This is a genomic window from Neobacillus sp. PS3-12, from assembly GCF_030915385.1.
Taxonomy (GTDB): domain Bacteria; phylum Bacillota; class Bacilli; order Bacillales; family Cytobacillaceae; genus JAEVLT01.
In genome coordinates, this window is sequence record NZ_CP133268.1 from 3,507,727 (window position 1) to 3,534,586 (window position 26,860).

Genomic DNA, 26,860 nt, shown 5'->3' on the forward strand with positions numbered 1-26,860 from the left:
GCAAAAATTTTATATTATATATTGGTAGTAAAATAATATAGAGTAAAAACAAAATAGTAAATTAATAGTATCATATAAATTTTCAGAAATCAAATAAATATACAATTTTGTGGATATTAAAATTCGACAAAATTAATAAATATAGGAAAAAAATATGATTATGAAAACGTTTTCAAATGTAGAAGGAAATAAAAGGAGGATTAATCAAAATCCTCCTTTGCATAAAAAATGAATATTTATTCGTTTTTTAGTGTGGAAAATGCATTATTTACAGCCTTAATTGTTGCAGCAATATCTTCTTCTGTATGAGCAATTGTTAGGAACCATGCTTCGTACTTAGATGGTGCAAGATTAATACCTTGGTTTAGCATTAGTTTGAAAAACTTACCAAACAATTCACCATTTGTTTTTTCGGCTTGTTCGTAGTTCTCAATTTTTTCATTTGTAAAATAAACGGTAAAAGCTCCCTTTAGTCGATTGATCGTGATGCTAATTCCGTTTTCTTTTGCCGCGGCTAATATTCCTTCCTCAAGCATGGAACCTAACCGATCTAAATAATTGTAAACGCCGTCTTGTTTTAAAACTTCTAAGCAAGCGATTCCGGAGAGCATGGATGCTGGATTACCTGCCATTGTTCCAGCTTGATACGCTGGTCCAAGCGGGGCTACTTTTTCCATAATTTCTTTGCGTCCGCCATACGCACCAATTGGTAGTCCACCGCCAATAATTTTTCCTAAGGCTGTTAAATCTGGCTTTACGCCCAAGAAATCCTGTGCGCCGCCATACATAAACCGGAAGGCTGTAATCACTTCATCGTAAATCACAAGTGCACCAGCAGCGTGCGTCAGTTCATTTACTTGCTGTAGAAACCCAGGTTTTGGTTCAACAATTCCAAAATTCCCTACAATTGGTTCAACGAGTACTCCAGCAACCTGATCGCCCCATTTTTCCAGTGCTTCTTTAAATGGCTCTATATCATTAAATGGAACCGTAATCACCTCTTGGGCAATACTTTTAGGCACACCTGCTGAATCCGGTGTGCCTAATGTAGATGGGCCCGAACCAGCTGCAACAAGTACCAGATCAGAATGACCATGATAACAACCGGGAACTTGATAATCTTGTCCCGTCCTGTATAGGCGCGGGCAACCCGAATGGTTGTCATGACGGCTTCTGTTCCTGAATTGACAAACCGAACCTTATCCAATGAGGGGATGGCCTCTTTTAACATTTTCGCCAGTTTAATCTCATGCCTTGTGGGTGTACCATAAAGGACGCCTGTTTCCGCAGCATGTTTAATGGCTTCTGTAATATGTGGATGTGCAAACCCTGTAATGATTGGTCCGTATGCCGCCAAATAATCGATATAGCGGTTTCCGTCAACATCCCAGAAATAGGCTCCCTGTCCACGTTCCATGACAACAGGAGCGCCGCCGCCAACAGCTTTATATGATCTTGATGGACTGTTAACTCCTCCGACAATATGTTCGAGCGCTTCAGCGTATAACTCCTCAGAGTTTGTAAAATTCATAGTGTATGTATCCTCCTTTTTTCAATCCTTTCCCATTTTAACATTCTTATTTGTTTTTATGCTGTTTTATTAATGAATTACAGATGATAGTTGTTTTCGTTTCATAATTTGGCTAAACTAACTTTTTAGGTGAAGTTTTAGGGGGAGTAACAATGGAAAATGCAATTGATGTACAACACTTGAGAAAAGAGTTTAAGGCTTATTCGAGTCGCTCTGGGTTAAAAGGAGCATTTCGCGACCTGTTAACTCGTAATTATAAAATTGTTCCTGCTGTTAATGATATTAATTTTTCGGTAAGGCAGGGGGAAATGGTTGGTTATATAGGTGAAAATGGTGCTGGTAAATCCACTACCATTAAAATGCTTACAGGGATTCTGACGCCAACTTCAGGAAAGATTGTAGTTAATGGAATGAATCCTCATAAGGAAAGAGAAAAATTTGTTCAAACCATTGGTGTTGTATTTGGACAACGATCGCAATTGTGGTGGGATATTGCTGTACAAGAATCGTTTCGGCTTTTAAAAAAGGTCTATAAAGTTTCGGATGCACAATATAACGACCACATGGATCATGTGATTAAAACACTTGATATTGATCCTCTTTTGGACAAACCTGTCCGAAAGCTTTCGCTCGGCCAAAGGATGCGGTGTGAACTTGCAGCTGCGTTAATTCATAATCCGCCATTATTGTTTTTAGATGAACCAACCATTGGCTTGGACGTACTAGTGAAATTGAAAATCCGGGAATTCTTAAAAGAGATTAATGAAAAGTATAATACGACCATTTTACTAACAACCCATGATCTTTCTGATATTGAGGCATTGTGCGAGAGAGTCATTATGCTTGATGAGGGTAAAATCATTTATGATGGCTCACTTGGACACTTAAAGGATCAATGGGCTGCTGGAAAAGAACTGCAGTTTCAGTTCTTAGAAAATGTTGATTTACGCCAATTGAAGGGGATCACTTCGGAGATGCCAATTAAATGGGTGATGGATGAAAAGGAACCAATTTTTACAGCACTTGTTGAAAATAATGATGAGCTTATATCTCAATTAACGGCGAAAGTAGTAGCTTGTTTTAAAATTAAAGATATTAAAATGAATGAAATTTCAACGGAAGAAATTATTCGTAATATCTATGAAAAAGGTGCAGTTTAAGGAAGGGGAATAGAGGTTGGCAAAATATCTGGAGATGATGAGGATTCGGTTTTTAATGATGCTCGCCTATCGTTCTGATTATTATACAGGGATTCTTATTTATAGTATTAATATTGGAGCGTATTATTTCTTGTGGTCCGCTATTTATGGAGCCAAGGAGCATATTCAAGGGTTATCTGTGGTACAAATGACAACTTATGTAGCAATAGCATGGATGGCAAGGGCATTTTATTTTAATAATATTGATCGGGAAATGGCGCTTGAAATAATAGAAGGAAAAGTAGCTGTTGAATTAATTAGACCGTACAGCTATCTGGGGATGAAAACGATGCAAGCCCTGGGAGAGGGGATTTTTCGATTACTGCTTTTTTCTGTTCCGGGATTAATTATTGTCTCGATCATTTTTCCTGTGAAATTCACATGGGATCCTAGCATATGGAGTTTGTTTGGAGTAGCGACACTTCTAAGTTTTTTTATCAACACAGAGCTTAATATTTTAACGGGTATTACTACTTTCTTCTTATTTAATAATTCTGGGTTGATTAGAGCAAAGCGGGTTGTCATTGATTTATTTTCAGGTTTGCTTTTGCCGATTAGTTTTTTTCCGATATGGGCGCAACATATAATGAATTATCTCCCATTTCAAGGAATCAGTTACATACCCAGCATGATTTTTACCAATGGATTTTCGCATCACCAGGCCATTTTAGCTATTTGGCAGCAATTAATTTGGGTGGTTGTTTTGTTGTTGCCGATTTATTTACTTTGGTTTTTAGCGAAAAAGCAATTGGTGATTCAGGGGGGATAATGAATGTTTTATATTTCCATGTTTTTTCATTATATGGGTCAATATTTAAAGACCAGATTTCAGTATCGGGCTGATTTATTTGTAGAATTTTTTTCGGACTTATTATCGCAAGCGGTCAATTTTATTTTTATTTTGGTTGTTTTTGGACATACAAGTTTGCTCCATGGCTGGAGCAGAGATGAAATCATTTTTATTTATGGCTTTTTTCTTGTCCCCTTTGCACTATTTTCAGCGTTCTTTAATATATGGGATTTTAATGATCGTTATATTGTAAAAGGAGAACTTGATCGAATTTTAACAAGACCCATTCACAGTTTATTTCAAATTATCCTTGAAAGGATGGAATTAGAGTCTGCCTTAGGTGTTGTGACCGGTCTTGCTGTTATGTTTTATTCGGGAAGCCATTTAGGCTTAAGAATTACTTGGTATGATCCTATTTTATTTATTATTTTTGTCGTTGGTGGAGCGCTTGTTTATGGCGGAGTTTTTGTGATGATCGCATGCATTAGCTTTTGGACAGACGCTAGAACATCAATTATGCCGATGATGTACAATATTAGCAATTATGGACGGTATCCTGTTGATATTTATAATCAAATCATTCGTTTTGTTTTGACTTGGATTTTGCCATTTGCATTTGTTGGTGTTTATCCTGCTGCTTATTTCCTTGGGAAAAAAGAGTGGTTTGGTTATGCTTTTTTGACACCAGTAATAGGAATTGTTTTTTTTGTTATTTCCATCCTGGTTTGGAATAGGGGGATTAAGAAATACCGCGGTGCAGGAAATTGATATTTAATCGTACAAGTATGCATAGATATAGACTAATCGGGTCATTTTCAAAAAAGGTGGCGTGTCTATGTTCTATGTATTGCTTTTTCTTGTTGTTTTTTGTATTTTTATGAGCCTAAGAACATTATTTCTTCCATATAGAATGAAAGGAAAGTTTGTATCACTTGAAAGTTTTCTTTCGATTGGTTATGTTTATGCAACTGTGGTTGTGGGATTTGCAGTCATATATATGATATTTGCGTTTATAGGAAGACCGTTATTGATTGAAACGGGTATGGCGAGAAATGAAAATATTTTTGAGACCTGTTTTTACTTTAGTGCCATGACATTATTTTCAGTAGGACATGGTGATGTCATTCCACAAGGGCTTGGTCGCATCATTACGGTAATTGAAGCTTTAATTGGTTATACTCTTCCGGCAGCATTTGTTGCTAGGGCTGTTTTTGATAAGGACAAATAGCAAAATAGTTGTATTGTTGGGAGATTTTGGCTAGTCTAGTGATAGAAATCGGAATAGGAGTGATCGTAATGACAGTTGAAGCAGGGATGGCTGCACCGAATTTTACTTTAGAAGCAAATAATGGTGAAAAAGTTAGTTTATCTGACTTTCAAGGGAAAAATATCGTACTTTATTTTTATCCAAAGGACATGACTCCTGGCTGTACAACCGAAGCCTGTGATTTTCGTGATCAATATGAAAATTTTGAAGCGCTTAATGCTGTTATTCTTGGAGTTAGTCCGGATCCAGTTAATAAGCATGTGAAATTTGTAGAAAAGTATGGTTTGCCATTTTTATTGCTTGCTGACCCAGATCACCAAGTGGCTGAGGCCTATGGTGTTTGGCAGCTTAAAAAGAATTATGGAAAAGAGTACATGGGGATAGAAAGATCAACATTTGTGATTGATAAAGAAGGCAAAATTGCTAAGGAGTGGCGTAAAGTAAAAGTAAAGGGCCATGTAGAGGAAGCGTTAGACTATATTCGTGATAATCAATAATAGGCGGTATTTTTCAGCCTATTTTCATCAATCAAGGCTTTTGTCCAATGCAACAAAACAAGTTTTGAATATCATTTTATTAGGGCATACCTCCTCAGATGAAAATTTTAAGGGTCCAAGTGACCCTTATTTTTTTTGCCATTATTCACTGATTACAGAATTTTTAGACTTTACTTTTTATAAAATAAACAATAGCTGTTATAATATAATAAGAATTATTTAATGTTATTATATTAAACGGCCATTGTACCGTTTTTGAAACGAGGGGGTTCGTTATGAAAATATACACGAAAACTGGAGATAAAGGGACAACTTCCCTTGTATATGGGGTAAGAGTTCCTAAAAATGATGATCGGGTTGAGGCATATGGTACCTGTGATGAGACCAATTCATTGATCGGCTTAGCATTAAGTTATTTGAACAGTGAAAAGTTTCCTGGTAAGGAAGATTTGGAAGTGGAATATCATAAAATACAAACAACCCTTTTTCATGTTGGTGCTGAGCTTGCAACGCCCAAAGGGAAAGAAGTGAAGTGGTCGGTTACTTCCTCGGATGTAGAACAGTTGGAGAAAAAAATTGATGAATGGGATGCGGTCCTACCAAAGCTCAGCAATTTTATTTTACCTGGAGGTCACTCGGCAGGTGCAGCGTTCCATGTTGCACGTACGACTGCAAGGAGGGCAGAACGGTGTGCTGTTGCATTAGGAGAAGAGGTAAATCCCCTTGTATTAGCTTATTTAAACAGATTATCTGATTTGTTGTTTGTAACTGCCCGTTTGGTTAACTTCCAACTTAGTTTTCAGGAGCAGACACTGCATGGAAGCTAAGGATTAACAAGACAGTAACCATATGTGATATTGCAATATTGACAAAAGTATAATTGAGTTAGTAAACTAATTGTAACAATTATAATCTAATAATTTTTTTTGGAAAAGAGGTGCATGGCGGTGACGCAAAATCACTTAAAAGAAGCGTTGGAAACCTTGAAGGAAACCGGTGTAAGGATAACCCCGCAACGTCATGCGATACTTGAATATTTAATAAATTCAATGTCACATCCAACAGCGGATGAAATTTACAAATCACTTGAAGGTAAATTTCCAAACATGAGTGTGGCAACGGTTTACAATAATTTACGAGTATTTCGTGAAGTAGGGTTGGTAAAAGAATTAACATATGGTGATGCATCTGCTCGTTTTGATTTTGTCACAACTGATCATTATCACATCATTTGCGAAGAGTGCGGAAAAATTGTTGACTTTTACTATCCTGGACTTAATGAGGTGGAACACTTAGCATCACATGTTACAGGTTTTAAAGTAGGTCACCATCGTATGGAAATTTACGGTGTTTGTCCTGATTGTGCCAGTAAAGAGGTTCATTAATGGATTTTCTCACATAAAAAAAGCTATCTCATTCGAGGTAGCTTATTTTGTTGACTTTTTATTATATTTTTCATCAAATTCTTTACCTTCAAGGCCCTTGTCTAGTGTTAAAGGCTCCCGACAATGTATGCACATATCAACCTTACCGAGTATTTTTGTAGGCTTCCCACAAGAAGGGCATACTACTTGTATTGTCTTAGTAGATAGCATTCCAATCCAAAAATAAACAATTGTACTAGCTATAATAAAAATAAACCCAAATAACATAAGGACTGCCATAATAATAGGGTGGTTATGGAAATATATCCCTCCATACATAACAAAAAATCCAATGAAAATAAGGGATAAGGCAAATGTGCGGATTTTATTTATTTTACTCGAGTATTTTGGCATCTTCATTTCTCCCTCCTAGAAAAACTATAACATATTTATAATAATAGAAAAATTAGGAAGGTATAAAGCAAATGTCGAAATTTGTCTTAAAATAAAGAAGGAGATTTATTATTAATGTCGAAATTATAGTGCTATCGAAAAAAATGGAGGAACGTATATGGAAGATATTCTTCGACCAATATATCAAGAAAGAGCAAGCCAAGCAAATACACTGGGCGTTCTAGTGGTAGAGAAAAAACAAAATTCAAATCAATTAACAGATACTTTTGATGCGATTTTAATCATCCTTGTCAAAGACGCTGAACAGCCTGTGTTTATTAAGCATTATCTATACGACGATAAGAAAGCTGCATTATATGTCATTACTGAGGAACAGATAAAGGAATGGCTCTTATTCGGGACAAATAGGAAAATTTTTGAATGGCTCGATAATTCATTAACTCTATTTGATCGAAATGAGTATATCGTTAATTTGAAAAAAGAACTACACGAATTTCCTTTTTATGGGCGAAAACTTAAAATGGGTTTAGAGTTTGCCAAATTAATTCGAAGGTATACAGATGGTAAAGCGTTATTCGAAGGTCATCAGTTTTTAGATGCATATAATCATATTGTCCATTCGTTACATCATTTAGCCAGGCTTGCCGTTATTGATAACGGACTACATCCGGAATTAACAGTCTGGAATCAGGTAAAGCAGATTGAGCCTGAGATTTTTAAGCTATACAAAGAACTTGTTAATAGTGAGGAGACTCTTGAAAAAAGATTGGAGTTATTGTTTTTAGCAAGTGAGTTCTTGATTCATTCAAGAACCCATGAAGGTGCAGCGCATATTTTAGATGTGCTTCAGGGAAAGGAATATTGGTCAATAAATGAAATGATGAATGAAAGAGAACTAATACCATATTCGATTGATTTAGGTGTGCTCTTAGAATATTTAATTGATCGCCATCTAGTTGAAGTGATGCAGCTTGAAACTAAAGGGCAAGGTATATTTCATAGGTATTATCGAGTGGCAGAAAAATTATCGTGAAAAAATATTAAAAACATGTTGACCTAGGTTAAAATACTTGTTATAGTTATAAACGTCGCTGCGGAACATTAATAAATGCTTTCGTAAGTGACGGATTATACTTTTTAAAAAGTTGTTGACAAAGACAACTTTAATATGTTAAGATAAGTTGGTCGCTTTTAAAGAGTGGCTAAAAATTGTTCTTTGAAAACTAAACAAACAAAAACGTCAACAATAAATAATAGTGAAGCAAGTCTTCACTAGCCAACGTAACATTTATGAGCTAACTCATAACTCTTTAATGGAGAGTTTGATCCTGGCTCAGGACGAACGCTGGCGGCGTGCCTAATACATGCAAGTCGAGCGAATCATTAGGAGCTTGCTCCTGATGGTTAGCGGCGGACGGGTGAGTAACACGTGGGCAACCTGCCTGTAAGACTGGGATAACATCGGGAAACCGGTGCTAATACCGGATAATTCTTCACCTCTCATGAGGTGAAGCTGAAAGTCGGTTTCGGCTGACACTTACAGATGGGCCCGCGGCGCATTAGCTAGTTGGTGAGGTAACGGCTCACCAAGGCGACGATGCGTAGCCGACCTGAGAGGGTGATCGGCCACACTGGGACTGAGACACGGCCCAGACTCCTACGGGAGGCAGCAGTAGGGAATCTTCCGCAATGGACGAAAGTCTGACGGAGCAACGCCGCGTGAGTGATGAAGGCCTTCGGGTCGTAAAACTCTGTTGTTAGGGAAGAACAAGTATCGGAGTAACTGCCGGTACCTTGACGGTACCTAACCAGAAAGCCACGGCTAACTACGTGCCAGCAGCCGCGGTAATACGTAGGTGGCAAGCGTTGTCCGGAATTATTGGGCGTAAAGCGCGCGCAGGCGGTCCTTTAAGTCTGATGTGAAAGCCCACGGCTCAACCGTGGAGGGTCATTGGAAACTGGGGGACTTGAGTGCAGAAGAGGAAAGCGGAATTCCACGTGTAGCGGTGAAATGCGTAGAGATGTGGAGGAACACCAGTGGCGAAGGCGGCTTTCTGGTCTGTAACTGACGCTGAGGCGCGAAAGCGTGGGGAGCAAACAGGATTAGATACCCTGGTAGTCCACGCCGTAAACGATGAGTGCTAAGTGTTAGAGGGTTTCCGCCCTTTAGTGCTGCAGCTAACGCATTAAGCACTCCGCCTGGGGAGTACGGCCGCAAGGCTGAAACTCAAAGGAATTGACGGGGGCCCGCACAAGCGGTGGAGCATGTGGTTTAATTCGAAGCAACGCGAAGAACCTTACCAGGTCTTGACATCCTCTGACACTCCTAGAGATAGGACGTTCCCCTTCGGGGGACAGAGTGACAGGTGGTGCATGGTTGTCGTCAGCTCGTGTCGTGAGATGTTGGGTTAAGTCCCGCAACGAGCGCAACCCTTGATCTTAGTTGCCAGCATTTAGTTGGGCACTCTAAGGTGACTGCCGGTGACAAACCGGAGGAAGGTGGGGATGACGTCAAATCATCATGCCCCTTATGACCTGGGCTACACACGTGCTACAATGGATGGTACAAAGGGCAGCGAAACCGCGAGGTGGAGCCAATCCCATAAAACCATTCTCAGTTCGGATTGTAGGCTGCAACTCGCCTACATGAAGCCGGAATCGCTAGTAATCGCGGATCAGCATGCCGCGGTGAATACGTTCCCGGGCCTTGTACACACCGCCCGTCACACCACGAGAGTTTGTAACACCCGAAGTCGGTGGGGTAACCGTAAGGAGCCAGCCGCCTAAGGTGGGACAGATGATTGGGGTGAAGTCGTAACAAGGTAGCCGTATCGGAAGGTGCGGCTGGATCACCTCCTTTCTCAAGGAAAATGTCCTTACGGACATCACAGATTGTTCGATGGATTTTGTTTGTTTAGTTTTGAGAGAACAATCTCTCAATTCGTTCTTTGAAAACTAGATAATCTTATAAGAAGAAGTCAAGAAAGAACCGAGTAATCGCCATTTTAGTTTTCTCTCTTATTTAGTTAAGAAGAAAAAACCTTTTAGGTTAAGTTAGAAAGGGCGCACGGTGGATGCCTTGGCACTAGGAGCCGATGAAGGACGGTACTAACACCGATATGCTTCGTGGAGCTGTAAGTAAGCTTTGATCCGGAGATTTCCGAATGGGGGAACCCACTGCTCGTAATGGAGCAGTATCTTTATCTGAATACATAGGATAATGAAGGCAGACCCGGGGAACTGAAACATCTAAGTACCCGGAGGAAGAGAAAGCAATTGCGATTCCCTAAGTAGCGGCGAGCGAAATGGGAACAGCCCAAACCGAAAGGCTTGCCTTTCGGGGTTGTAGGACACTCTACATGGAGTTACAAAGGAACGGGGTAAATGAAGCGATCTGGAAAGGTCCGTCATAGAAGGTAAAAACCCTGTAGTTGAAACTTCGTTCCCTCCTGAGTGGATCCTGAGTACGGCCGGACACGTGAAATCCGGTCGGAAGCTGGGAGGACCATCTCCCAAGGCTAAATACTCCCTAGTGACCGATAGTGAACCAGTACCGTGAGGGAAAGGTGAAAAGCACCCGGAAGGGGAGTGAAACAGTTCCTGAAACCGTGTGCCTACAAGTAGTCAAAGCCCTTTTATGGGTAATGGCGTGCCTTTTGTAGAATGAACCGGCGAGTTACGATCCCATGCAAGGTTAAGTTGATGAAACGGAGCCGCAGCGAAAGCGAGTCTGAATAGGGCGAATGAGTATGTGGTCGTAGACCCGAAACCAGGTGATCTACCCATGTCCAGGGTGAAGGTAGGGTAACACCTACTGGAGGCCCGAACCGACGCACGTTGAAAAGTGCGCGGATGAGGTGTGGGTAGCGGAGAAATTCCAATCGAACTTGGAGATAGCTGGTTCTCTCCGAAATAGCTTTAGGGCTAGCCTCACGTTGTAAGAGTCTTGGAGGTAGAGCACTGTTTGGACTAGGGGCCCTCATCGGGTTACCGAATTCAGACAAACTCCGAATGCCAAAGACTTATCCGTGGGAGTCAGACTGCGAGTGATAAGATCCGTAGTCAAAAGGGAAACAGCCCAGACCACCAGCTAAGGTCCCAAAGTATACGTTAAGTGGAAAAGGATGTGGAGTTGCTTAGACAACCAGGATGTTGGCTCAGAAGCAGCCACCATTTAAAGAGTGCGTAATAGCTCACTGGTCGAGTGACTCTGCGCCGAAAATGTACCTGGGCTAAACGTATCACCGAAGCTGTGGGTGGACACCATTAGGTGTCCGCGGTAGGAGAGCGTTCTAAGGGCGTTGAAGCTAGACCGTAAGGACTGGTGGAGCGCTTAGAAGTGAGAATGCCGGTATGAGTAGCGAAAGATGAGTGAGAATCTCATCCACCGAATGCCTAAGGTTTCCTGAGGAAGGCTCGTCCGCTCAGGGTTAGTCGGGACCTAAGCCGAGGCCGAAAGGCGTAGGCGATGGATAACAGGTTGATATTCCTGTACCACCTCTTTATCGTTTGAGCAACGGGGGGACGCAGGAGGATAGGGTAAGCGCACTGCTGGATATGTGCGTGTAAGCAGTTAGGCTGGTGAATAGGAAAATCCGTTCACCGCAAAGGCTGAGCTGTGATGCCGAGGGAAATATAGTACCGAAGTTCCTGATTCCACACTGCCAAGAAAAGCCTCTAGCGAGATAAAAGGTGCCCGTACCGCAAACCGACACAGGTAGGCGAGGAGAGAATCCTAAGGTGAGCGAGAGAACTCTCGTTAAGGAACTCGGCAAAATGACCCCGTAACTTCGGGAGAAGGGGTGCTCTTTGGGGTTAATCGCCCTGAAGAGCCGCAGTGAATAGGTCCAGGCGACTGTTTAGCAAAAACACAGGTCTCTGCGAAGCCGCAAGGCGAAGTATAGGGGCTGACGCCTGCCCGGTGCTGGAAGGTTAAGAGGAGGGGTTAGCGCAAGCGAAGCTCTGAATCGAAGCCCCAGTAAACGGCGGCCGTAACTATAACGGTCCTAAGGTAGCGAAATTCCTTGTCGGGTAAGTTCCGACCCGCACGAAAGGCGTAACGATCTGGACACTGTCTCAACGAGAGACTCGGTGAAATTATAGTACCTGTGAAGATGCAGGTTACCCGCGACAGGACGGAAAGACCCCATGGAGCTTTACTGTAGCCTGATATTGAATTTTGGTACAGCTTGTACAGGATAGGTAGGAGCCTTTGAAGCCGGAGCGCCAGCTTCGGTGGAGGCATTGGTGGGATACTACCCTGGCTGTATTGAAATTCTAACCCGCACCCCTTATCGGGGTGGGAGACAGTGTCAGGTGGGCAGTTTGACTGGGGCGGTCGCCTCCTAAAGAGTAACGGAGGCGCCCAAAGGTTCCCTCAGAATGGTTGGAAATCATTCGCAGAGTGTAAAGGCACAAGGGAGCTTGACTGCGAGACCTACAAGTCGAGCAGGGACGAAAGTCGGGCTTAGTGATCCGGTGGTTCCGCATGGAAGGGCCATCGCTCAACGGATAAAAGCTACCCTGGGGATAACAGGCTTATCTCCCCCAAGAGTCCACATCGACGGGGAGGTTTGGCACCTCGATGTCGGCTCATCGCATCCTGGGGCTGTAGTCGGTCCCAAGGGTTGGGCTGTTCGCCCATTAAAGCGGTACGCGAGCTGGGTTCAGAACGTCGTGAGACAGTTCGGTCCCTATCCGTCGTGGGCGCAGGAAATTTGAGAGGAGCTGTCCTTAGTACGAGAGGACCGGGATGGACGCACCGCTGGTGTACCAGTTGTCTTGCCAAAGGCATCGCTGGGTAGCTATGTGCGGACGGGATAAGTGCTGAAAGCATCTAAGCATGAAGCCCCCCTCGAGATGAGATTTCCCATAGCGTCAAGCTAGTAAGATCCCTGAAAGATGATCAGGTTGATAGGTCAGAGGTGGAAGCACGGTGACGTGTGGAGCTGACTGATACTAATCGATCGAGGACTTAACCAATATAAAAATGATTACTTGTTCTTATCTACTTCTTCTAGATTATCTAGTTTTGAGGGAATGAAAATACAAATTTCCTCTTGAAAAATATCAAAAAGACATTATAATAAAATAGTGTCTAATAACTAGTCTGGTAATTATGGCGAGAAGGTCACACCCGTTCCCATACCGAACACGGAAGTTAAGCTTCTCAGCGCCGATGGTAGTTGGGACGAAAGTCCCTGTGAGAGTAGGACATTGCCAGGCTTGTAATATTCCGCAGTAGCTCAGTGGTAGAGCTATCGGCTGTTAACCGATCGGTCGTAGGTTCGAGTCCTACCTGCGGAGCCATTATGGAGAGCTGTCCGAGTGGCCGAAGGAGCACGATTGGAAATCGTGTAGACGGGTACCCCTGTCTCAAGGGTTCAAATCCCTTGCTCTCCGCCATTCTTAATATTAAATATGGCCCCTTGGTCAAGCGGTTAAGACACCTCCCTTTCACGGAGGTAACACGAGTTCGAATCTCGTAGGGGTCACCATATATGGAGGATTAGCTCAGCTGGGAGAGCATCTGCCTTACAAGCAGAGGGTCGGCGGTTCGATCCCGTCATCCTCCACCATAATTATTTTTATTGTCGCGGGGTGGAGCAGTCCGGTAGCTCGTCGGGCTCATAACCCGAAGGTCGCAGGTTCAAATCCTGCCCCCGCAATTCGGTCTGGTAGTTCAGCTGGTTAGAATGCCTGCCTGTCACGCAGGAGGTCGCGGGTTCGAGTCCCGTCCAGACCGCCACTTTTAAATAAGTTGGCTTAATAAGAGATTAGTGAATTATTCTAAAATGGCTCGGTAGCTCAGTCGGTAGAGCAAAGGACTGAAAATCCTTGTGTCGGCGGTTCGATTCCGTCCCGAGCCACCATCTATCCTTCTGCCGATGTAGCTCAATAGGTAGAGCAACTGAATCGTAATCAGTAGGTTGGGGGTTCGATTCCTCTCGTCGGCACTATTGCTGACAATTAAAATATAATATGTGGAGGGGTAGCGAAGTGGCTAAACGCGGCGGACTGTAAATCCGCTCCCTCAGGGTTCGGCGGTTCGAATCCGTCCCCCTCCACCATTTAGGGGCATAGTTTAAAGGTAGAACAGAGGTCTCCAAAACCTCCAGTGTGGGTTCGATTCCTGCTGCCCCTGCCAAAAGATTATATTATGGCGGCTGTGGCGAAGTGGTTAACGCATCGGATTGTGGTTCCGACATTCGTGGGTTCGATTCCCATCAGCCGCCCCATAAATAATCATCTAATCTAAAAAAATATTTTTATTGGGCTATAGCCAAGCGGTAAGGCATCGCACTTTGACTGCGACATGCGTTGGTTCAAATCCAGCTAGCCCAGCCATTTTGTTTGCGGAAGTAGTTCAGTGGTAGAACATCACCTTGCCAAGGTGGGGGTCGCGGGTTCGAATCCCGTCTTCCGCTCCATTATTATGGCGGCATAGCCAAGTGGTAAGGCAGAGGTCTGCAAAACCTTTACCACCGGTTCGAATCCGGTTGCCGCCTCCATAATGATACGCCGGTGTGGCGGAATTGGCAGACGCGCACGACTCAAAATCGTGTTCCTTCTGGAGTGTCGGTTCGACCCCGACCACCGGTATCATTGATTAAGACCTTCAACCTTTCAGGTTGGAGGTCTTTTCTTTTTCAATATGATCCTGCCGCTACATTATTAGTTCTTTTTTTAGAAGAAAGAAGGAAAAATATTTTCTTGTCTAGAACTCTTTAGAAAAGGCGAGAGGAGAAGGAGTTTGAAAAAGTATATTTTAACAACAACCGCACTTTTAATAGTCATGATAGGTGCTGTTTATTTTGTTATCAATAAGGGTAATTTACTTGGAACGACTAGAGCGACTAGCCATGTCACCGTTAACAAAACCGAGGAAGCAGCGGCAAAAACAGAAATGAAGAAGGAATTCGAAACAGCAACGCCAAAAGGAAAAATGCCGGATTATACAAATATGAGTGATAATGAGCTGATCCAAGAGGTACATGGGATGACACATCAAAAGGTGAAGGCAGAGCAAAAATGGGGCTCCTCCCAAATTACCAAAGATAAGGTTCTAAAATTATATGATGTCGTAAAAAATAAGGATTTTAAAGACCAGAATGCCAAAGATATGCTTTTGGAGATACTTAAACCTTGGACACAGGGAGACTTCAGCAATGCGGTGTCAGCACATAATATGATTTGGGAATATCAGAAGGGGACAATAGGTAAAGCCTCCCGTTTGTTGACTGCAAGCGAGGAAAAGGATTACATTAAGCAAAACTTTTAAATCGTAAATGTAAAAGTTAAAAAGCGGAGCAATCATGTTCGGCTTTTTTGTTTTGGCTGTGTTATAAAGGAAAGTGATTTTTTAACATGTCGATTGGCGAAAATACTCGGGGGAGTTTGGGGCATTGCAGGAGTACCCTCAATAATGTCGGATCTCATTCATTTTTCATGAGATCCGACATTAAACGGGCTCTTTAGTGCCGCATCTTATTCTATTTTCAAGAGAAGCGGCAACAAACGGGCTCTATGATGCCGCTTCTCATTTTTTTTGCAAGAGATCAGGTATCAAACAATAGGCCGAGCGGCTTCCCGAACCACCCGCGGAAAGCGAAGCCCTTTCAACAATAAGCGAAAATCCAACAGTATGTAGGTTGACGTTTGTCGAATTATCTGTTAATATAGATTTTGTTGTTGAAAAAGCTCAATTTGCGGGTGTAGTTTAATGGTAAAACTCCAGCCTTCCAAGCTGATGTCGTGGGTTCGATTCCCATCACCCGCTCCATACATACGTTAACTAACGCAGTGTACCGTTTCAGATAGAACGTTGCATTGCGTTTTATTATTTTAAAAAAGATGCCTTATTGGCATCCTTTGATTTGATTTGTAGCATCTCCACCGTGAATTTGAAGAAACATCTTCATTAATGACTCTGTTAAGCGATTGGCATTTTCTAAATCGGTTGACGGCTGTAAATAGATAATTTGCAGTGCATTTTTCGTTGATTCGGTAACAGGACTCCTATTGGAATCAACATATGGACTTCCAAATGGTCCAAGTTCATCTGAGGAGACAATCAAATGATTGAGAGAGTTCATCCGTCCATTTAATCCGAGGTATTCCTCGTTTTCTTCCCCAATTCTTACTGATACAGAACCTTGTATTTTTTCCACATCATAAATACCAATCGGTACTTGATATTGCAAAGAAAAAAAGTTGTTCACATCAATAGCACTTTGGGTTGAAGGAAGATAGTTTTGTTTTTGTATTCTTCGATATAGTGCTTCAGCAGAATGACGGTAGCGGTTTGGGTCCTTCCCCGTTTTCTTGAAAATTTGCCGCCATTCTTGGATGCCAGGCAAATCGGTAACATTTTTCCCTTCTAAATCAAAGAAAATCGATTCTTGGAATAATTGGAGCCGCCCTTTCAGCATCAGGGGGAGTCTCCGACCGTAATTCCGTTGTATTCAATGATTCCTAGTTTAAAATGAGGAATAAGTGTTGTAATCTGTGAAGAAACCTGAATTTCCAATGATTTCACCTCCAAAATTTGTTTTACTTAGTTTAACATAGTTAGTTATATGACCAATAATGATAATAACTAAACATATATATACCAATCAAGGAAGGGGGATCTCCACATGGACATTACCCAACTAAAACAAGAAGTCATTGAATATAGTAAGCAAATTGGAATAGATAAAATCGGTTTTACGACCGCAGAGCCATTTATGGAATTAAAAAACAGACTGATTCGGCAACAGCAATTAAATTATCAATCTGGTTTTGAAGAACCAGATATTGAAAAACGTGTGACCCCAGCGTTGCTATTAGACGAGCCGCACTCGATTATTTCGATTGCCTTGGCATATCCTGCAAAAATGAAAGTTCGTTTTCAAAGCAAGAAGGGTGAGCGCAGGGGAATTTTTTGCAGGGCCTCATGGGGAGTAGACTATCACCATATCCTAAGGGACCGCTTAAAAAAATTAGAAGCGTTTATCTTAAGTAAAGTGCCTGATGCACGGGTAAAGTCAATGGTGGATACAGGTGAGCTTTCTGACAGAGCGGTAGCGGAACGTGCAGGGATAGGCTGGAGTGGGAAAAACTGTGCGATTATTACTCCTGAATTTGGCTCTTATGTTTATTTAGGAGAATTGCTTACGAGTATTCCGTTTGAACCCGATCAACCGATTGAAGATCAATGTGGAACATGTAACAAGTGTTTGGAGGCCTGTCCTACCGGAGCCCTTGTTCAAGGTGGTCAAATCAATGCCCAGCGTTGTATCGGTTTTTTAACCCAAACGAAAGACTTTGTGCCAGATGAATTTAGGGAAAAAATCGGAAATCGAATCTATGGATGCGATTCTTGTCAAACCTCCTGCCCGATGAATAAAGGAAAAGACTTTCATTTTCATGAAGAAATGGATTCTAACATAGAGATAAATAAACCTTTGTTAAGGCCGATATTGAAAATGAGCAATCGAGAATTTAAAGAGCAGTTTGGCCATCTGGCTGGATCGTGGCGCGGGAAAAAGCCGATTCAAAGGAATGCGATATTAGCCATTGCCCACTTTAAAGATGAAACAGCTATTCCGGACTTGATCGAGATAATGAAAAAGGATTCTAGACCGGTACTAAGAGGGACTTCCGCTTGGGCCCTGGGAAAAATGAAAAATGAAACTGCATTGCACGCTCTTCTTGAAGCAAAAGAAAAGGAAGAAGATTTGGATGTGCTTGCTGAAATCGAAAAAGGATTAAACCTTTATTATGAGGAGTAACGTTCTTTTATTAATATAAGCCTTTTTTTTTCATATGTATGGAAAAGAAAGGGGCGATGAAATTGCATAGACAGCTACAGGAATTATTTGAAAGCAGGGTCAATCATTATGTTTCCAATTCTAGAGAAAAAGGTTCAATTTACCCTAAAGCTGAAAGAAAACGGGAAACACTGGCTAAACGGAATGCGGAAATTGTTAAAGTGAAAGCTGCTGGAAAAATGATTGAGGAGGTAGCTGAAGGCGATTTTCAGAATGCAAAGTATTTAGTTCATTATCAATATCTAATAAAACAAAAAGGCAATCTTTATATAGAGGAAGAAGTAGAAACAAGAGTGGGACGGTTTTACAGGGGTGAATTAGTTTTCGATGATGAGTTGAACCCATTTGAAGCAACACACCGACAGCCCATGGAAGCCGAGAGTGTTTCATTTGAAGAGGATGGAGAGCGGTTGAGTTTTCAATATAACCGATTGAAAGCTGTCCAATATGCGGAAACTTGGTGGAATAGCTATAATCCCGCTTATAAAAAGTTTGAAGTAGATTGCACAAGCTTTGTTTCTCAATGTATGCATGAGGGCGGCGCACCAATGAGCGGATATCCTAACCGAGGCAAGGGCTGGTGGTTAAGAGGAAATAATTATAGCTATAGCTGGGCTGTTGCAAACTCCTTGAGACTGTACCTTGCTAATCCTAATAATGCCATAATGGCACAAGAAGTAAGCAGTCCGGATCAGCTGCTTTTGGGTGATGTAATCTGTTATGATTTTCAAGGTGATGGACGATTTGATCACAATACATTTGTAACAGGCAGAGACGCATATGGAATGCCGCTGGTTAATGCACATACCTATAATAGCCGGCAGAGATATTGGGCATATGAAGATTCATCCGCTTACACACCTAATATCAAATACAAGTTTTTTACCATTGCCGGGGCAGGTAACATTGAACATGTCTATTTGAGTGGTATAATAGCTTTTAGAGTTTTTATTAGAGGTGGAATATTCCATGGCAAACCATGTAGTCTTATATCAACCAGAGATTCCTTCAAATACAGGAAATATCGCTCGTACATGTGCGGCAACAGACACCACATTACATTTAATTCGTCCCTTAGGCTTTTCAACAGATGATAAATTGTTAAAAAGGGCTGGTTTAGATTATTGGGAATTCGTTAATATTGTTTATTACGATTCCATTGATGAATTTTTTGAAAAAAATCAGGGCGGTGAATTCTTCTTCTTAACAAAGTTTGGGGAAAAGAATCATACTTACTTTGATTATAGCGATCAAAACAAGGATTATTACTTTGTTTTTGGGAGGGAAACCACAGGGCTCCCGAAAGAAATTCGTGACAAAAATCTGGATCATTGTCTAAGGATACCAATGACAGAGAATGTTCGTTACTTGAATCTTTCCAATACAGCGGCGATTCTTGTTTATGAAGCACTGCGTCAGCAAAACTATTTATATTTAAAATAATTTACAAAAGGCTCCTAGGGGTCTTTTGTATTTTCATCTTTTTTTTGTTTAAATAGAAATTGAGAGAATGAAAGGGATGATACCAGTGAATGATGTAATATCTACAATTCTTAATCACCGTTCGATTCGACATTTTGAGGACAAGCCTTTGTCTGAGGAACAAATCAAAACACTTGTAAGCTGTGCCCAATCAGCGGCTACTTCTAGTTATATTCAGGCATACTCCATTATTGGGGTAAAGGATCAGGAAACGAAGAAAAAGCTTGCGGAGTTAGTTGGCAGCCAACCTTATGTAGAAAACAATGGCCACTTTTTTGTCTTTTGTGCGGACCTCTACAGACATATGTTAATTGGTGAAGAAGAAGGAAAAAATGTTCTCTCCTCCATTGAAAGTACAGAAAAATTTATGGTTGCCTTAATTGACGCTGCACTTGCTGCTCAGAATACAGCAATAGCTGCAGAATCAATGGGTCTTGGAATTTGTTACATAGGCGGCATTCGTAATAATCTTAATGAAGTTCAAAAGCTGTTAAAAACACCTGAACGGGTTATTCCACTATTTGGGATGGCTATTGGCTATCCAAGCAAAATAACGGATCAAAAACCTAGATTACCTTTTGAGCATATTTATCATGAAGAAGTATATCAACAAGATACCGAAGTTTATTTAGATCAGATCCGGGGTTATGATCAAGTCATTTCAGATTATTATAATAACAGAACTAAAGGTAAGCGAAAAGACCGCTGGTCAGAACAAATTACTAACATGCTTGAAAAACAAAGCAGAATGTACATGAGAGAGTTTGTTCAAAAAAACAAACTTGACCTTCAATAAAAGCGAAGAGGCTGTCCATTTGGACAGCCTCTTCGCTTTTATGAGCCTGGTTTGTCATTATATCCTGCAGTGAATATAGCCGTCAAGAATGCAAGCATAACTAAAATTACAAAAAATGTATTCATTCCTATGTCAGCCCCTTTACGATTTAACTCCGCATATTTTTCCAATTCTAATTTTTATTATATCCAAAGTTTAAAAAATGAAAAGAGGAAGATTTAAATAGAAGTAATGAAAAAGATTAGATTAAGTGCATGTTCAAATGAAGATAAGCATAGAGTATATTAATCGTCTCTGATAACGCGACAGGGGGAGGACTATATGGATATTTTAAAGAAAATTGAACGATACCGTGAGGAAGAGGAAAAGCTTCGTTGGGAAGGTACATTTGCGGATTATTTAGAATTGTTGAAGGAAAAGCCATGGGTAGCCCAATCTGCACATTCTCGAGTTTATAATATGATCAAGGATGCCGGGATTGAAGAAGAAAAAGGGACCAAAAGGTATAACTTCTTCAGCCATCAATTATTCGGGCTGGAAGAAGCGCTAGAGCGTCTGGTTGAGGAATACTTTCACCCAGCAGCAAAAAGACTCGATGTAAGAAAGCGTATCTTATTATTAATGGGACCAGTCAGCGGAGGAAAATCAACATTAGTCACAATGTTAAAACGGGGATTAGAGGCATATTCACGGACGGATCGTGGTTCTATTTTTGCCATAAAAGGATGTCCGATGCACGAAGATGCGCTCCATTTAATCCCGCACCATTTAAGGGAAGACTTCCAGGAAGAGTATGGTATCAGAATCGAAGGAAATCTTTCACCATTAAATATGATGCGCCTCGAGCAAGATTATGGGGGAAGAATTGAAGATGTACTGGTGGAAAGGATCTTTTTCTCCGAAGACAGGCGTACAGGGATTGGAACGTTTAGTCCATCAGATCCTAAATCACAAGATATTGCTGATTTAACAGGAAGCATTGACTTTTCCACGATAGCCGAATTTGGATCCGAATCGGACCCAAGAGCCTATCGATTTGACGGGGAATTAAATAAGGCCAATCGGGGAATGATGGAGTTCCAGGAAATGTTAAAATGTGATGAAAAGTTTCTTTGGCATTTACTATCATTAACACAAGAAGGAAATTTTAAAGCAGGAAGATTCGCGTTAATATCAGCTGACGAGCTAATTGTTGCCCATACCAATGAGACGGAATACAGATCATTTATTTCCAATAAAAAGAACGAGGCCCTCCATTCCAGAATTATTGTAATGCCAATTCCTTATAATTTGAAAGTGACACAAGAAGAGAAAATTTATGAAAAAATGATTCGGGAAAGTGATGTATCCAATGTCCACATTGCTCCACACACATTAAAGGTGGCAGCGATGTTTACTATTCTTACCAGGTTAAAAGAACCGAAAAAAGGTGATATCGACTTAGTGAAAAAAATGCGTCTCTATGATGGTGAGAGTGTAGAAGGATTTAATTCCGCCGATATTGAAGAGCTCAAAAAAGAGTATACAGATGAGGGAATGAGCGGTATTGACCCTCGCTATGTCATTAACCGAATCTCGTCTACCATCATCCGTAAGGAAGTGCCATCCATTAATGCCCTTGATGTTTTAAGGTCTTTAAAGGATGGGCTTGATCAGCATCCGTCGATTACAACTGAGCTGCGTGAAAAGTATATGAACTATATCGCTTTAGCTCGGAAAGAGTATGATACGATCGCAAAGAACGAAGTTCAAAAAGCGTTTGTTTACTCTTATGAAGAGTCTGCCAAAACATTAATGGATAATTACTTAGACAATGTTGAGGCATATTGCAATAAATCGAAGCTTCGTGATCAGTTGACAGGTGAAGAAATCAACCCGGATGAGAAATTGATGCGTTCGATTGAAGAACAAATCGGTATCTCGGAAAATGCGAAAAAAGCATTTAGAGAAGAAATACTTATCCGAATTTCGGCTTACGCTCGGAAAGGAAAGCGGTTTGATTATAATTCCCACGACCGCCTTCGTGAAGCAATCCAAAAGAAACTGTTTGCCGATCTTAAAGATGTTGTCAAAATTACCACTTCTGCCAAAACACCAGATGAACAGCAATTGAAAAAAATCAATAATGTCGTTGCTCGTTTAATTGATGAACATGGCTATAATTCTACTTCAGCGAATGAATTATTACGATATGTTGGTAGTTTATTAAACAGATAAAGAATAGTGGACTAGTGGAACAAACTCCGCTGGTCCTTTATTTTCTAATTCATATGGATTCCTATTCCTAGGTTTAAAACTAAAGGATACTTGTCCATTTCTATTAATTGCCAAAATTATTTGTAAATTATTTACCGTTTCTGCATAGGATAAAGTAATTAATACTTCTTATAGCAACCTTTTTACACTCGGGATATTCTATGATTTATAGAATAAAATGTGCATCAAAAAATTAAAAAAATTTAATAAGGAGGGGTTACTATGACTGAAAACAAACATCAATATGCCATCTCACGTGAAGATTGGTCCCTCCACCGCAAAGGCCACGATGACCAGAAGCGCCATCAGGAAAAAGTTCAGGAAGCGATTCGAAATAATCTGCCAGACCTCATAACAGAAGAGAGCATTATTATGTCAAACGGTCGAGATGTGGTAAAAATTCCGATTCGTTCTTTGGACGAATATAAAATTCGTTATAATTATGATAAAAACAAACACGTGGGCCAAGGTGACGGTGAGAGCCAAGTTGGAGATGTAATCGCACGGGATGGATCCCCGCAGCAGGGACCAGGCAAAGGTCAAGGTGCTGGGGACCAGGCAGGAGAAGATTACTTCGAAGCGGAAGTATCTTTAATGGAGCTTGAGGAAGCACTATTTAAGGAATTAGAACTACCGAATTTACAAAGAAAAGAGCAGGATGAAAATATCGTTGAGGACATTGAATTCAATGATATTCGAAAAACAGGGTTAATGGGAAATATTGATAAAAAACGGACAATGATGTCGGCATTTAAACGAAATGCTATGAGTGGGAAGCCAGCCTTTCATCCTATTTATAAAGATGATCTAAAGTTTAAAACCTGGAATGAAGTGCTAAAGCCTGATTCAAAAGCAGTTGTATTAGCGATGATGGACACCAGTGGAAGTATGGGAATTTGGGAAAAATATATGGCGCGGAGCTTTTTCTTCTGGATGACGCGATTTTTAAGGACGAAATATGAAACGGTGGAAATTGAATTTATTGCTCATCACACAGAGGCCAGGGTAGTATCAGAGGACGACTTTTTCTCTAAAGGTGAAAGCGGAGGTACCATTTGTTCATCTGCCTATCGAAAGGCCTTGGAATTAATCGAGGAAAAGTATAATCCAAGCAGGTACAATATCTATCCGTTCCATTTCTCTGATGGTGATAATTTAACATCGGACAATGCTCGTTGCGTCAAGCTTGTCGAGGAACTCATGAAGGTTTCCAATATGTTTGGGTATGGTGAAGTGAATCAGTATAATCGCCACAGTACACTAATGTCTGCCTATAAAAACATTAAAAATGATAAATTCCGCTACTATGTTTTGAAGCAAAAAGCAGATGTGTTCCATTCGATGAAGAGCTTTTTCAAGAATGAAGAAAGCAACAAGCAATATGCATAAGTGAAATCGACAGGTAGAAAGCCTGTCGATTTCGTTTGTACGTGTGGCAGAACGCAACAATATAGTGTGAAAGTCCTTCCTGAGAAAAACTTTTTTAAATCCAGCCTCTAAAGGTTGAAGCTTCTGCTAATTTTCTAATTCCTATCATATATGCAGCCAACCTCATATCTACCTTATATGTTTTTGATACTCTATAAATGTTATCAAACGCATCAACCATGATCTTTTGAAGTTTTTGATCCACTTCTTCTTCTGTCCAATAATAGCCTTGATTATTTTGCACCCACTCAAAATAGGAAACAGTGACGCCTCCGGCATTTGAGAGAATGTCTGGAACAAGGAAAACACCACGTTCCGTTAAAAGTTTTGTTGCTTCAATAGTTGTTGGTCCATTCGCCGCTTCCACAACAATCGATGCCTTAATGTCGAGAGCATTATGGACCGTAATTTGGTTTGCAATAGCTGCAGGAACCAGGATATCACAATCAAGTTCGAGTAGTTCTTTGTTTGTGATTGTATTCGTAAATAGTTTAGAGAAGGCTCCAAAGCTGTCTCTTCTTTCAATTAAATAGTCGATATCTAATCCATTTGGATCCGCAATCGCACCGTATACATCGGAAACACCTATAACCTTTGCACCTGCATCGTGCATGAATTTTGCCAAGTAGCTGCCTGCATTTCCAAAGCCTTGAATCACTACGCGAGCACCCTGCAAATCAATTCCTTTTTTCTTAGCCGCTTCCTCAATAATAATGGCTACACCACGAGCCGTTGCGGTTTCGCGGCCTTGCGATCCACCCAATACAATCGGCTTACCTGTAATAAAAGCGGGGGAGTCAAATTCGCGCAGACGGCTGTATTCATCCATCATCCATGCCATAATTTGCGAGTTCGTATAAACATCAGGTGCAGGGATATCTTTACTTGGTCCAACTATTTGGCTGATTGCCCTGACATATCCCCGACTTAATCTTTCTAGTTCTCTTAGTGACATGCTTCGCGGGTCACAATTGATACCACCTTTACCGCCGCCAAATGGAAGGTCGGTAATTCCGCACTTTAAGCTCATCCAAATGGACAATGCGTTAACCTCATTTTCATCTACTTCAGGATGGAAACGAACTCCTCCCTTTGTAGGACCGACCGAATCATTATGCTGGGAACGATAGCCTGTGAAAATTTTAACCGAGCCATCATCCATTCTTACTGGAAAGCGAACCTTTAATAAGCGTAAGGGTTCTTTTAATAATTCAAACATATCATCCTGAAAACCTAACTTATGTAATGCTTCATGAATGACTGTTTGCGTTGATAGGAGCATTTTTATTGATTCTTGTTCCTCTTGTTGTTGTTTAGATATCTCACTAATAACGGAATTAATGGCCATAATGACACCTCTTAAAATATTATTTTTTTAATCTTCGGTAAAATTAAACCTATTCCCGGCTGAAATCAGCCTCTTGTAATGGAACCATTTTTGACTTTTTAACAATTTTATAGCCAAAATATCCAATTATAAATAAAGGCAGTCCAATATAAGAAACGAGAATTCCATACCAGTCAATTTTTCCACCGGTAAATGCCCCATAATTCGTTCCTAGCATTGCTATTAAACATAATATGGCCGCTAGAATGGGTCCTATTGGAAACAATTTCGCAATATAAGGAAGTGCATGTATGTCTCTGCCTTGAGCAATATATGCTTTTCGGAATCGGAAGTGTGCAACAGAAATACTTAACCAAGAGAGATAGCCTGATAAACCGGCTGCATTTAGTAACCATGAATAAACGGTTCCGTCTCCAAAGAGAGAGGTGAGGAAACAAAGCATTCCTACAATTGTAGTAACAACTAAAGCGCTTACAGGAACGCTCCCATTATTTACTCTTTTTAAGAATGACGGTGCTTTACCTTCTTTTCCGAGAACCCATAGGGTTCGTGAACCAACATATAAAGCGGAGTTTCCTGCTGACAAAACAGAGGTAAGAATGACAGCATTCATAGCAGATGCGGCAAATGCCAGCCCGGCATGTTTAAAAACAAGAGTAAATGGGCTAACGGCAATGTTTGTAAGATCGGAACTTAATAAATTTGGATCTTTATAGCTAATTAAGCATCCGATGATGAATATAGCTAAAACATAGAATAAAAGAATTCGCCAGAAAATTTGCTTTATCGCTTTAGGGATATTTTTTTCAGGGTTTTCACTTTCACCTGCGGCCACCCCAACGTATTCAGTTCCTTGAAAGGCAAAACCGACCACCATAAATACACTGAAAATGGATAAAAGCCCGCCCTTAAATGGTGCTTCTCCTAATTTTAAATTTCCAAATCCACCAGTATGACCTCTCATAATTTCAAAAATCATCAGTAATCCTACAACAATAAATATTATGATGGTGGCAACCTTGATAATCGAAAACCAAAATTCAGATTCACCATAACCCTTTACAGATAGTACATTTAGACCGAATATAATCACCAAAAAAGTTGCACTCCAGACAATACTTGGAATAGTTGGCAGCCAGTATTTCATAATCAAGGAAGCAGATGATAATTCAAGAGCAAGAATAATGGCATTGTTATACCAATAATTCCAGCCGACTGCGAACCCTAATGCGGGGTCAACAAATCTTGATGTATACGTACTGAATGAACCTGAAATTGGGATAAATGCGGCCATTTCCGCGAGGCTGGTCATGATAAAATAAACCATGATCCCTGCAATAAGATAGGAGGCAATCGCACCCCCTGGACCTGCATCATGAATGGTAGTACCGCTCGCCAAAAAAAGCCCCGTTCCAATCGTTCCACCAATGGCGATCATCGAAAGATGTCTTGTCTTTAATTTTCTCTCTAAGTGCTCGTGGTTTTCTCCAGGGTTTGTCTTCTGAGTTTTTTGTTTTAGTGCCGTATTTTGCATAAAACACCTCTTTTTTAGTCATTTATTTGTTCAATCATTCTACTTAAACCAATTTTTAAAATACAAATAGACACAAGTGAGAGTGCTTTTAATAGAACTGTTTACTCGGGAATAGTTTCATCACTATTCCCGAGGCTGGT

General features: G+C 40.8%; 17 protein-coding genes, 16 tRNA genes, 3 rRNA genes and 3 pseudogenes. 34 read left to right on the forward strand and 5 right to left on the reverse strand.

Features of this window, described 5'->3' with window-relative positions; all coding sequences use genetic code 11:
* Positions 1-236: 236 nt before the first annotated feature.
* Positions 237-1,531, reverse strand: a pseudogene (locus RCG17_RS17705) (glutamate-1-semialdehyde 2,1-aminomutase).
* A gap of 152 nt (positions 1,532-1,683) precedes the next feature.
* Between RCG17_RS17705 and RCG17_RS17710 the strand changes: the two are divergent.
* The 7 genes from RCG17_RS17710 (at position 1,684) to perR (ending at position 6,669) form a co-directional block, all read left to right on the forward strand.
* The gene (locus tag RCG17_RS17710; protein ID WP_308171446.1) at positions 1,684-2,691 is read left to right on the forward strand and encodes an ABC transporter ATP-binding protein; all 1,008 of its coding nucleotides are present in this window, start codon (positions 1,684-1,686) and stop codon (positions 2,689-2,691) included.
* A gap of 16 nt (positions 2,692-2,707) precedes the next feature.
* Positions 2,708-3,499, forward strand: a complete 792-nt coding sequence (locus RCG17_RS17715; protein WP_308171447.1) for an ABC transporter permease — start codon at positions 2,708-2,710, stop codon at positions 3,497-3,499.
* Between the two features lie 3 nt (positions 3,500-3,502).
* On the forward strand, positions 3,503-4,288 hold the full coding sequence (locus tag RCG17_RS17720; RefSeq protein ID WP_308171448.1) for an ABC transporter permease: 786 nt from the start codon (positions 3,503-3,505) through the stop codon (positions 4,286-4,288).
* Positions 4,289-4,355: 67 nt separating this feature from the next.
* Positions 4,356-4,748, forward strand: a complete 393-nt coding sequence (locus RCG17_RS17725; protein WP_308171449.1) for an ion channel — start codon at positions 4,356-4,358, stop codon at positions 4,746-4,748.
* Positions 4,749-4,816: 68 nt separating this feature from the next.
* Positions 4,817-5,284: a thioredoxin-dependent thiol peroxidase gene (gene bcp / locus RCG17_RS17730; protein WP_308171450.1), complete on the forward strand. Its 468-nt coding sequence runs from the start codon at positions 4,817-4,819 to the stop codon at positions 5,282-5,284.
* A 275-nt stretch (positions 5,285-5,559) separates the two neighbouring features.
* Positions 5,560-6,111 carry a cob(I)yrinic acid a,c-diamide adenosyltransferase gene (locus RCG17_RS17735; RefSeq protein WP_308171451.1) on the forward strand — a complete coding sequence of 184 codons (552 nt, stop codon included), beginning with the start codon at positions 5,560-5,562 and terminating at the stop codon, positions 6,109-6,111.
* Positions 6,112-6,225: 114 nt separating this feature from the next.
* Entirely contained in the window at positions 6,226-6,669 is a 444-nt protein-coding gene (perR, locus tag RCG17_RS17740) for a peroxide-responsive transcriptional repressor PerR (protein WP_374120840.1), read from the forward strand.
* A gap of 42 nt (positions 6,670-6,711) precedes the next feature.
* Here the strand turns inward: perR and RCG17_RS17745 are convergent, their stop codons facing one another.
* Positions 6,712-7,062: a YgzB family protein gene (locus tag RCG17_RS17745; RefSeq protein ID WP_308175879.1), complete on the reverse strand. Its 351-nt coding sequence runs from the start codon at positions 7,060-7,062 to the stop codon at positions 6,712-6,714.
* A gap of 157 nt (positions 7,063-7,219) precedes the next feature.
* On the opposite strand from RCG17_RS17745, the gene RCG17_RS17750 reads away from it, so the two are divergent.
* From RCG17_RS17750 to RCG17_RS17850, 21 genes are all read left to right on the forward strand, one after another.
* Entirely contained in the window at positions 7,220-8,095 is an 876-nt protein-coding gene (locus RCG17_RS17750) for a nucleotidyltransferase-like protein (protein ID WP_308171453.1), read from the forward strand.
* Positions 8,096-8,372: 277 nt separating this feature from the next.
* Positions 8,373-9,922 (forward strand): 16S ribosomal RNA (locus tag RCG17_RS17755).
* Positions 9,923-10,109: 187 nt separating this feature from the next.
* Positions 10,110-13,044 (forward strand): 23S ribosomal RNA (locus RCG17_RS17760).
* A gap of 126 nt (positions 13,045-13,170) precedes the next feature.
* A 5S ribosomal RNA gene (gene rrf / locus RCG17_RS17765) occupies positions 13,171-13,287 on the forward strand.
* Together the 16S, 23S and 5S rRNA genes with 15 tRNA genes alongside form the textbook arrangement of a ribosomal RNA operon.
* Before the next feature lie 9 nt (positions 13,288-13,296).
* Positions 13,297-13,371 (forward strand) — tRNA-Asn (locus RCG17_RS17770).
* A gap of 4 nt (positions 13,372-13,375) precedes the next feature.
* Positions 13,376-13,467, forward strand: a tRNA-Ser gene (locus RCG17_RS17775).
* A gap of 17 nt (positions 13,468-13,484) precedes the next feature.
* Positions 13,485-13,559: transfer RNA gene (locus RCG17_RS17780), tRNA-Glu, on the forward strand.
* Positions 13,560-13,564: 5 nt separating this feature from the next.
* A tRNA-Val gene (locus RCG17_RS17785) sits at positions 13,565-13,640 on the forward strand.
* A gap of 16 nt (positions 13,641-13,656) precedes the next feature.
* Positions 13,657-13,730: transfer RNA gene (locus tag RCG17_RS17790), tRNA-Met, on the forward strand.
* 3 nt (positions 13,731-13,733) lie between these two features.
* Positions 13,734-13,810, forward strand: a tRNA-Asp gene (locus RCG17_RS17795).
* 48 nt (positions 13,811-13,858) lie between these two features.
* Positions 13,859-13,934 (forward strand) — tRNA-Phe (locus RCG17_RS17800).
* A gap of 11 nt (positions 13,935-13,945) precedes the next feature.
* Positions 13,946-14,018, forward strand: a tRNA-Thr gene (locus RCG17_RS17805).
* A 29-nt stretch (positions 14,019-14,047) separates the two neighbouring features.
* Positions 14,048-14,132: transfer RNA gene (locus RCG17_RS17810), tRNA-Tyr, on the forward strand.
* Positions 14,133-14,135: 3 nt separating this feature from the next.
* Positions 14,136-14,209, forward strand: a tRNA-Trp gene (locus tag RCG17_RS17815).
* Positions 14,210-14,224: 15 nt separating this feature from the next.
* A tRNA-His gene (locus tag RCG17_RS17820) sits at positions 14,225-14,300 on the forward strand.
* A 34-nt stretch (positions 14,301-14,334) separates the two neighbouring features.
* Positions 14,335-14,409 (forward strand) — tRNA-Gln (locus RCG17_RS17825).
* Positions 14,410-14,417: 8 nt separating this feature from the next.
* Positions 14,418-14,492 (forward strand) — tRNA-Gly (locus tag RCG17_RS17830).
* A 7-nt stretch (positions 14,493-14,499) separates the two neighbouring features.
* A tRNA-Cys gene (locus RCG17_RS17835) sits at positions 14,500-14,573 on the forward strand.
* Positions 14,574-14,582: 9 nt separating this feature from the next.
* Positions 14,583-14,664: transfer RNA gene (locus RCG17_RS17840), tRNA-Leu, on the forward strand.
* Between the two features lie 151 nt (positions 14,665-14,815).
* On the forward strand, positions 14,816-15,343 hold the full coding sequence (locus RCG17_RS17845) for a DUF6241 domain-containing protein (protein WP_308171454.1): 528 nt from the start codon (positions 14,816-14,818) through the stop codon (positions 15,341-15,343).
* A 427-nt stretch (positions 15,344-15,770) separates the two neighbouring features.
* Positions 15,771-15,844: transfer RNA gene (locus RCG17_RS17850), tRNA-Gly, on the forward strand.
* 76 nt (positions 15,845-15,920) lie between these two features.
* On the opposite strand, the pseudogene RCG17_RS17855 reads toward RCG17_RS17850, so the two are convergent.
* Positions 15,921-16,591, reverse strand: a pseudogene (locus tag RCG17_RS17855) (B3/4 domain-containing protein).
* Positions 16,592-16,700: 109 nt separating this feature from the next.
* On the opposite strand from RCG17_RS17855, the gene queG reads away from it, so the two are divergent.
* The 6 genes and pseudogenes from queG (at position 16,701) to yhbH (ending at position 23,799) form a co-directional block, all read left to right on the forward strand.
* Positions 16,701-17,837: a tRNA epoxyqueuosine(34) reductase QueG gene (gene queG / locus RCG17_RS17860; protein WP_308171455.1), complete on the forward strand. Its 1,137-nt coding sequence runs from the start codon at positions 16,701-16,703 to the stop codon at positions 17,835-17,837.
* 62 nt (positions 17,838-17,899) lie between these two features.
* Positions 17,900-18,766 (forward strand): annotated as a pseudogene (locus RCG17_RS17865) (amidase domain-containing protein); the annotation flags it as partial.
* A gap of 79 nt (positions 18,767-18,845) precedes the next feature.
* Positions 18,846-19,319, forward strand: a complete 474-nt coding sequence (gene trmL / locus RCG17_RS17870) for a tRNA (uridine(34)/cytosine(34)/5-carboxymethylaminomethyluridine(34)-2'-O)-methyltransferase TrmL (protein WP_374120841.1) — start codon at positions 18,846-18,848, stop codon at positions 19,317-19,319.
* A gap of 85 nt (positions 19,320-19,404) precedes the next feature.
* Positions 19,405-20,154, forward strand: coding sequence for an oxygen-insensitive NADPH nitroreductase (nfsA, locus tag RCG17_RS17875; RefSeq protein WP_308171457.1), 750 nt, complete (start codon positions 19,405-19,407; stop codon positions 20,152-20,154).
* 321 nt (positions 20,155-20,475) lie between these two features.
* Positions 20,476-22,371 carry a PrkA family serine protein kinase gene (locus RCG17_RS17880; RefSeq protein ID WP_308171458.1) on the forward strand — a complete coding sequence of 632 codons (1,896 nt, stop codon included), beginning with the start codon at positions 20,476-20,478 and terminating at the stop codon, positions 22,369-22,371.
* 261 nt (positions 22,372-22,632) lie between these two features.
* Positions 22,633-23,799: a sporulation protein YhbH gene (gene yhbH / locus RCG17_RS17885; protein WP_308171459.1), complete on the forward strand. Its 1,167-nt coding sequence runs from the start codon at positions 22,633-22,635 to the stop codon at positions 23,797-23,799.
* Positions 23,800-23,893: 94 nt separating this feature from the next.
* On the opposite strand, the gene RCG17_RS17890 is transcribed toward yhbH, so the two are convergent.
* Both RCG17_RS17890 and RCG17_RS17895 read right to left on the reverse strand, forming a co-directional pair.
* Complete coding sequence (locus RCG17_RS17890; protein ID WP_374120968.1) at positions 23,894-25,120, reverse strand: Glu/Leu/Phe/Val family dehydrogenase; 1,227 nt, start codon at positions 25,118-25,120, stop codon at positions 23,894-23,896.
* 115 nt (positions 25,121-25,235) lie between these two features.
* Complete coding sequence (locus tag RCG17_RS17895) at positions 25,236-26,720, reverse strand: amino acid permease (RefSeq protein WP_308171461.1); 1,485 nt, start codon at positions 26,718-26,720, stop codon at positions 25,236-25,238.
* Positions 26,721-26,860: the final 140 nt, after the last annotated feature.

Excerpts from the sequence above, each read along its gene's own strand:
- RCG17_RS17720 (WP_308171448.1), top strand. The coding sequence starts at position 3,503 with ATGTTTTATATTTCCATGTTTTTTCATTATATGGGTCAATATTTAAAG.
- trmL (WP_374120841.1), top strand. The coding sequence starts at position 18,846 with ATGGCAAACCATGTAGTCTTATATCAACCAGAGATTCCTTCAAATACA.
- RCG17_RS17710 (WP_308171446.1), top strand. The coding sequence starts at position 1,684 with ATGGAAAATGCAATTGATGTACAACACTTGAGAAAAGAGTTTAAGGCT.
- queG (WP_308171455.1), top strand. The coding sequence starts at position 16,701 with ATGGACATTACCCAACTAAAACAAGAAGTCATTGAATATAGTAAGCAA.
- RCG17_RS17745 (WP_308175879.1), bottom strand. The coding sequence starts at position 7,062 with ATGCCAAAATACTCGAGTAAAATAAATAAAATCCGCACATTTGCCTTA.
- yhbH (WP_308171459.1), top strand. The coding sequence starts at position 22,633 with ATGACTGAAAACAAACATCAATATGCCATCTCACGTGAAGATTGGTCC.
- RCG17_RS17895 (WP_308171461.1), bottom strand. The coding sequence starts at position 26,720 with ATGCAAAATACGGCACTAAAACAAAAAACTCAGAAGACAAACCCTGGA.
- perR (WP_374120840.1), top strand. The coding sequence starts at position 6,226 with ATGGCGGTGACGCAAAATCACTTAAAAGAAGCGTTGGAAACCTTGAAG.
- RCG17_RS17750 (WP_308171453.1), top strand. The coding sequence starts at position 7,220 with ATGGAAGATATTCTTCGACCAATATATCAAGAAAGAGCAAGCCAAGCA.
- RCG17_RS17725 (WP_308171449.1), top strand. The coding sequence starts at position 4,356 with ATGTTCTATGTATTGCTTTTTCTTGTTGTTTTTTGTATTTTTATGAGC.
- RCG17_RS17890 (WP_374120968.1), bottom strand. The coding sequence starts at position 25,120 with ATGCTCCTATCAACGCAAACAGTCATTCATGAAGCATTACATAAGTTA.
- RCG17_RS17880 (WP_308171458.1), top strand. The coding sequence starts at position 20,476 with ATGGATATTTTAAAGAAAATTGAACGATACCGTGAGGAAGAGGAAAAG.
- RCG17_RS17735 (WP_308171451.1), top strand. The coding sequence starts at position 5,560 with ATGAAAATATACACGAAAACTGGAGATAAAGGGACAACTTCCCTTGTA.
- bcp (WP_308171450.1), top strand. The coding sequence starts at position 4,817 with ATGACAGTTGAAGCAGGGATGGCTGCACCGAATTTTACTTTAGAAGCA.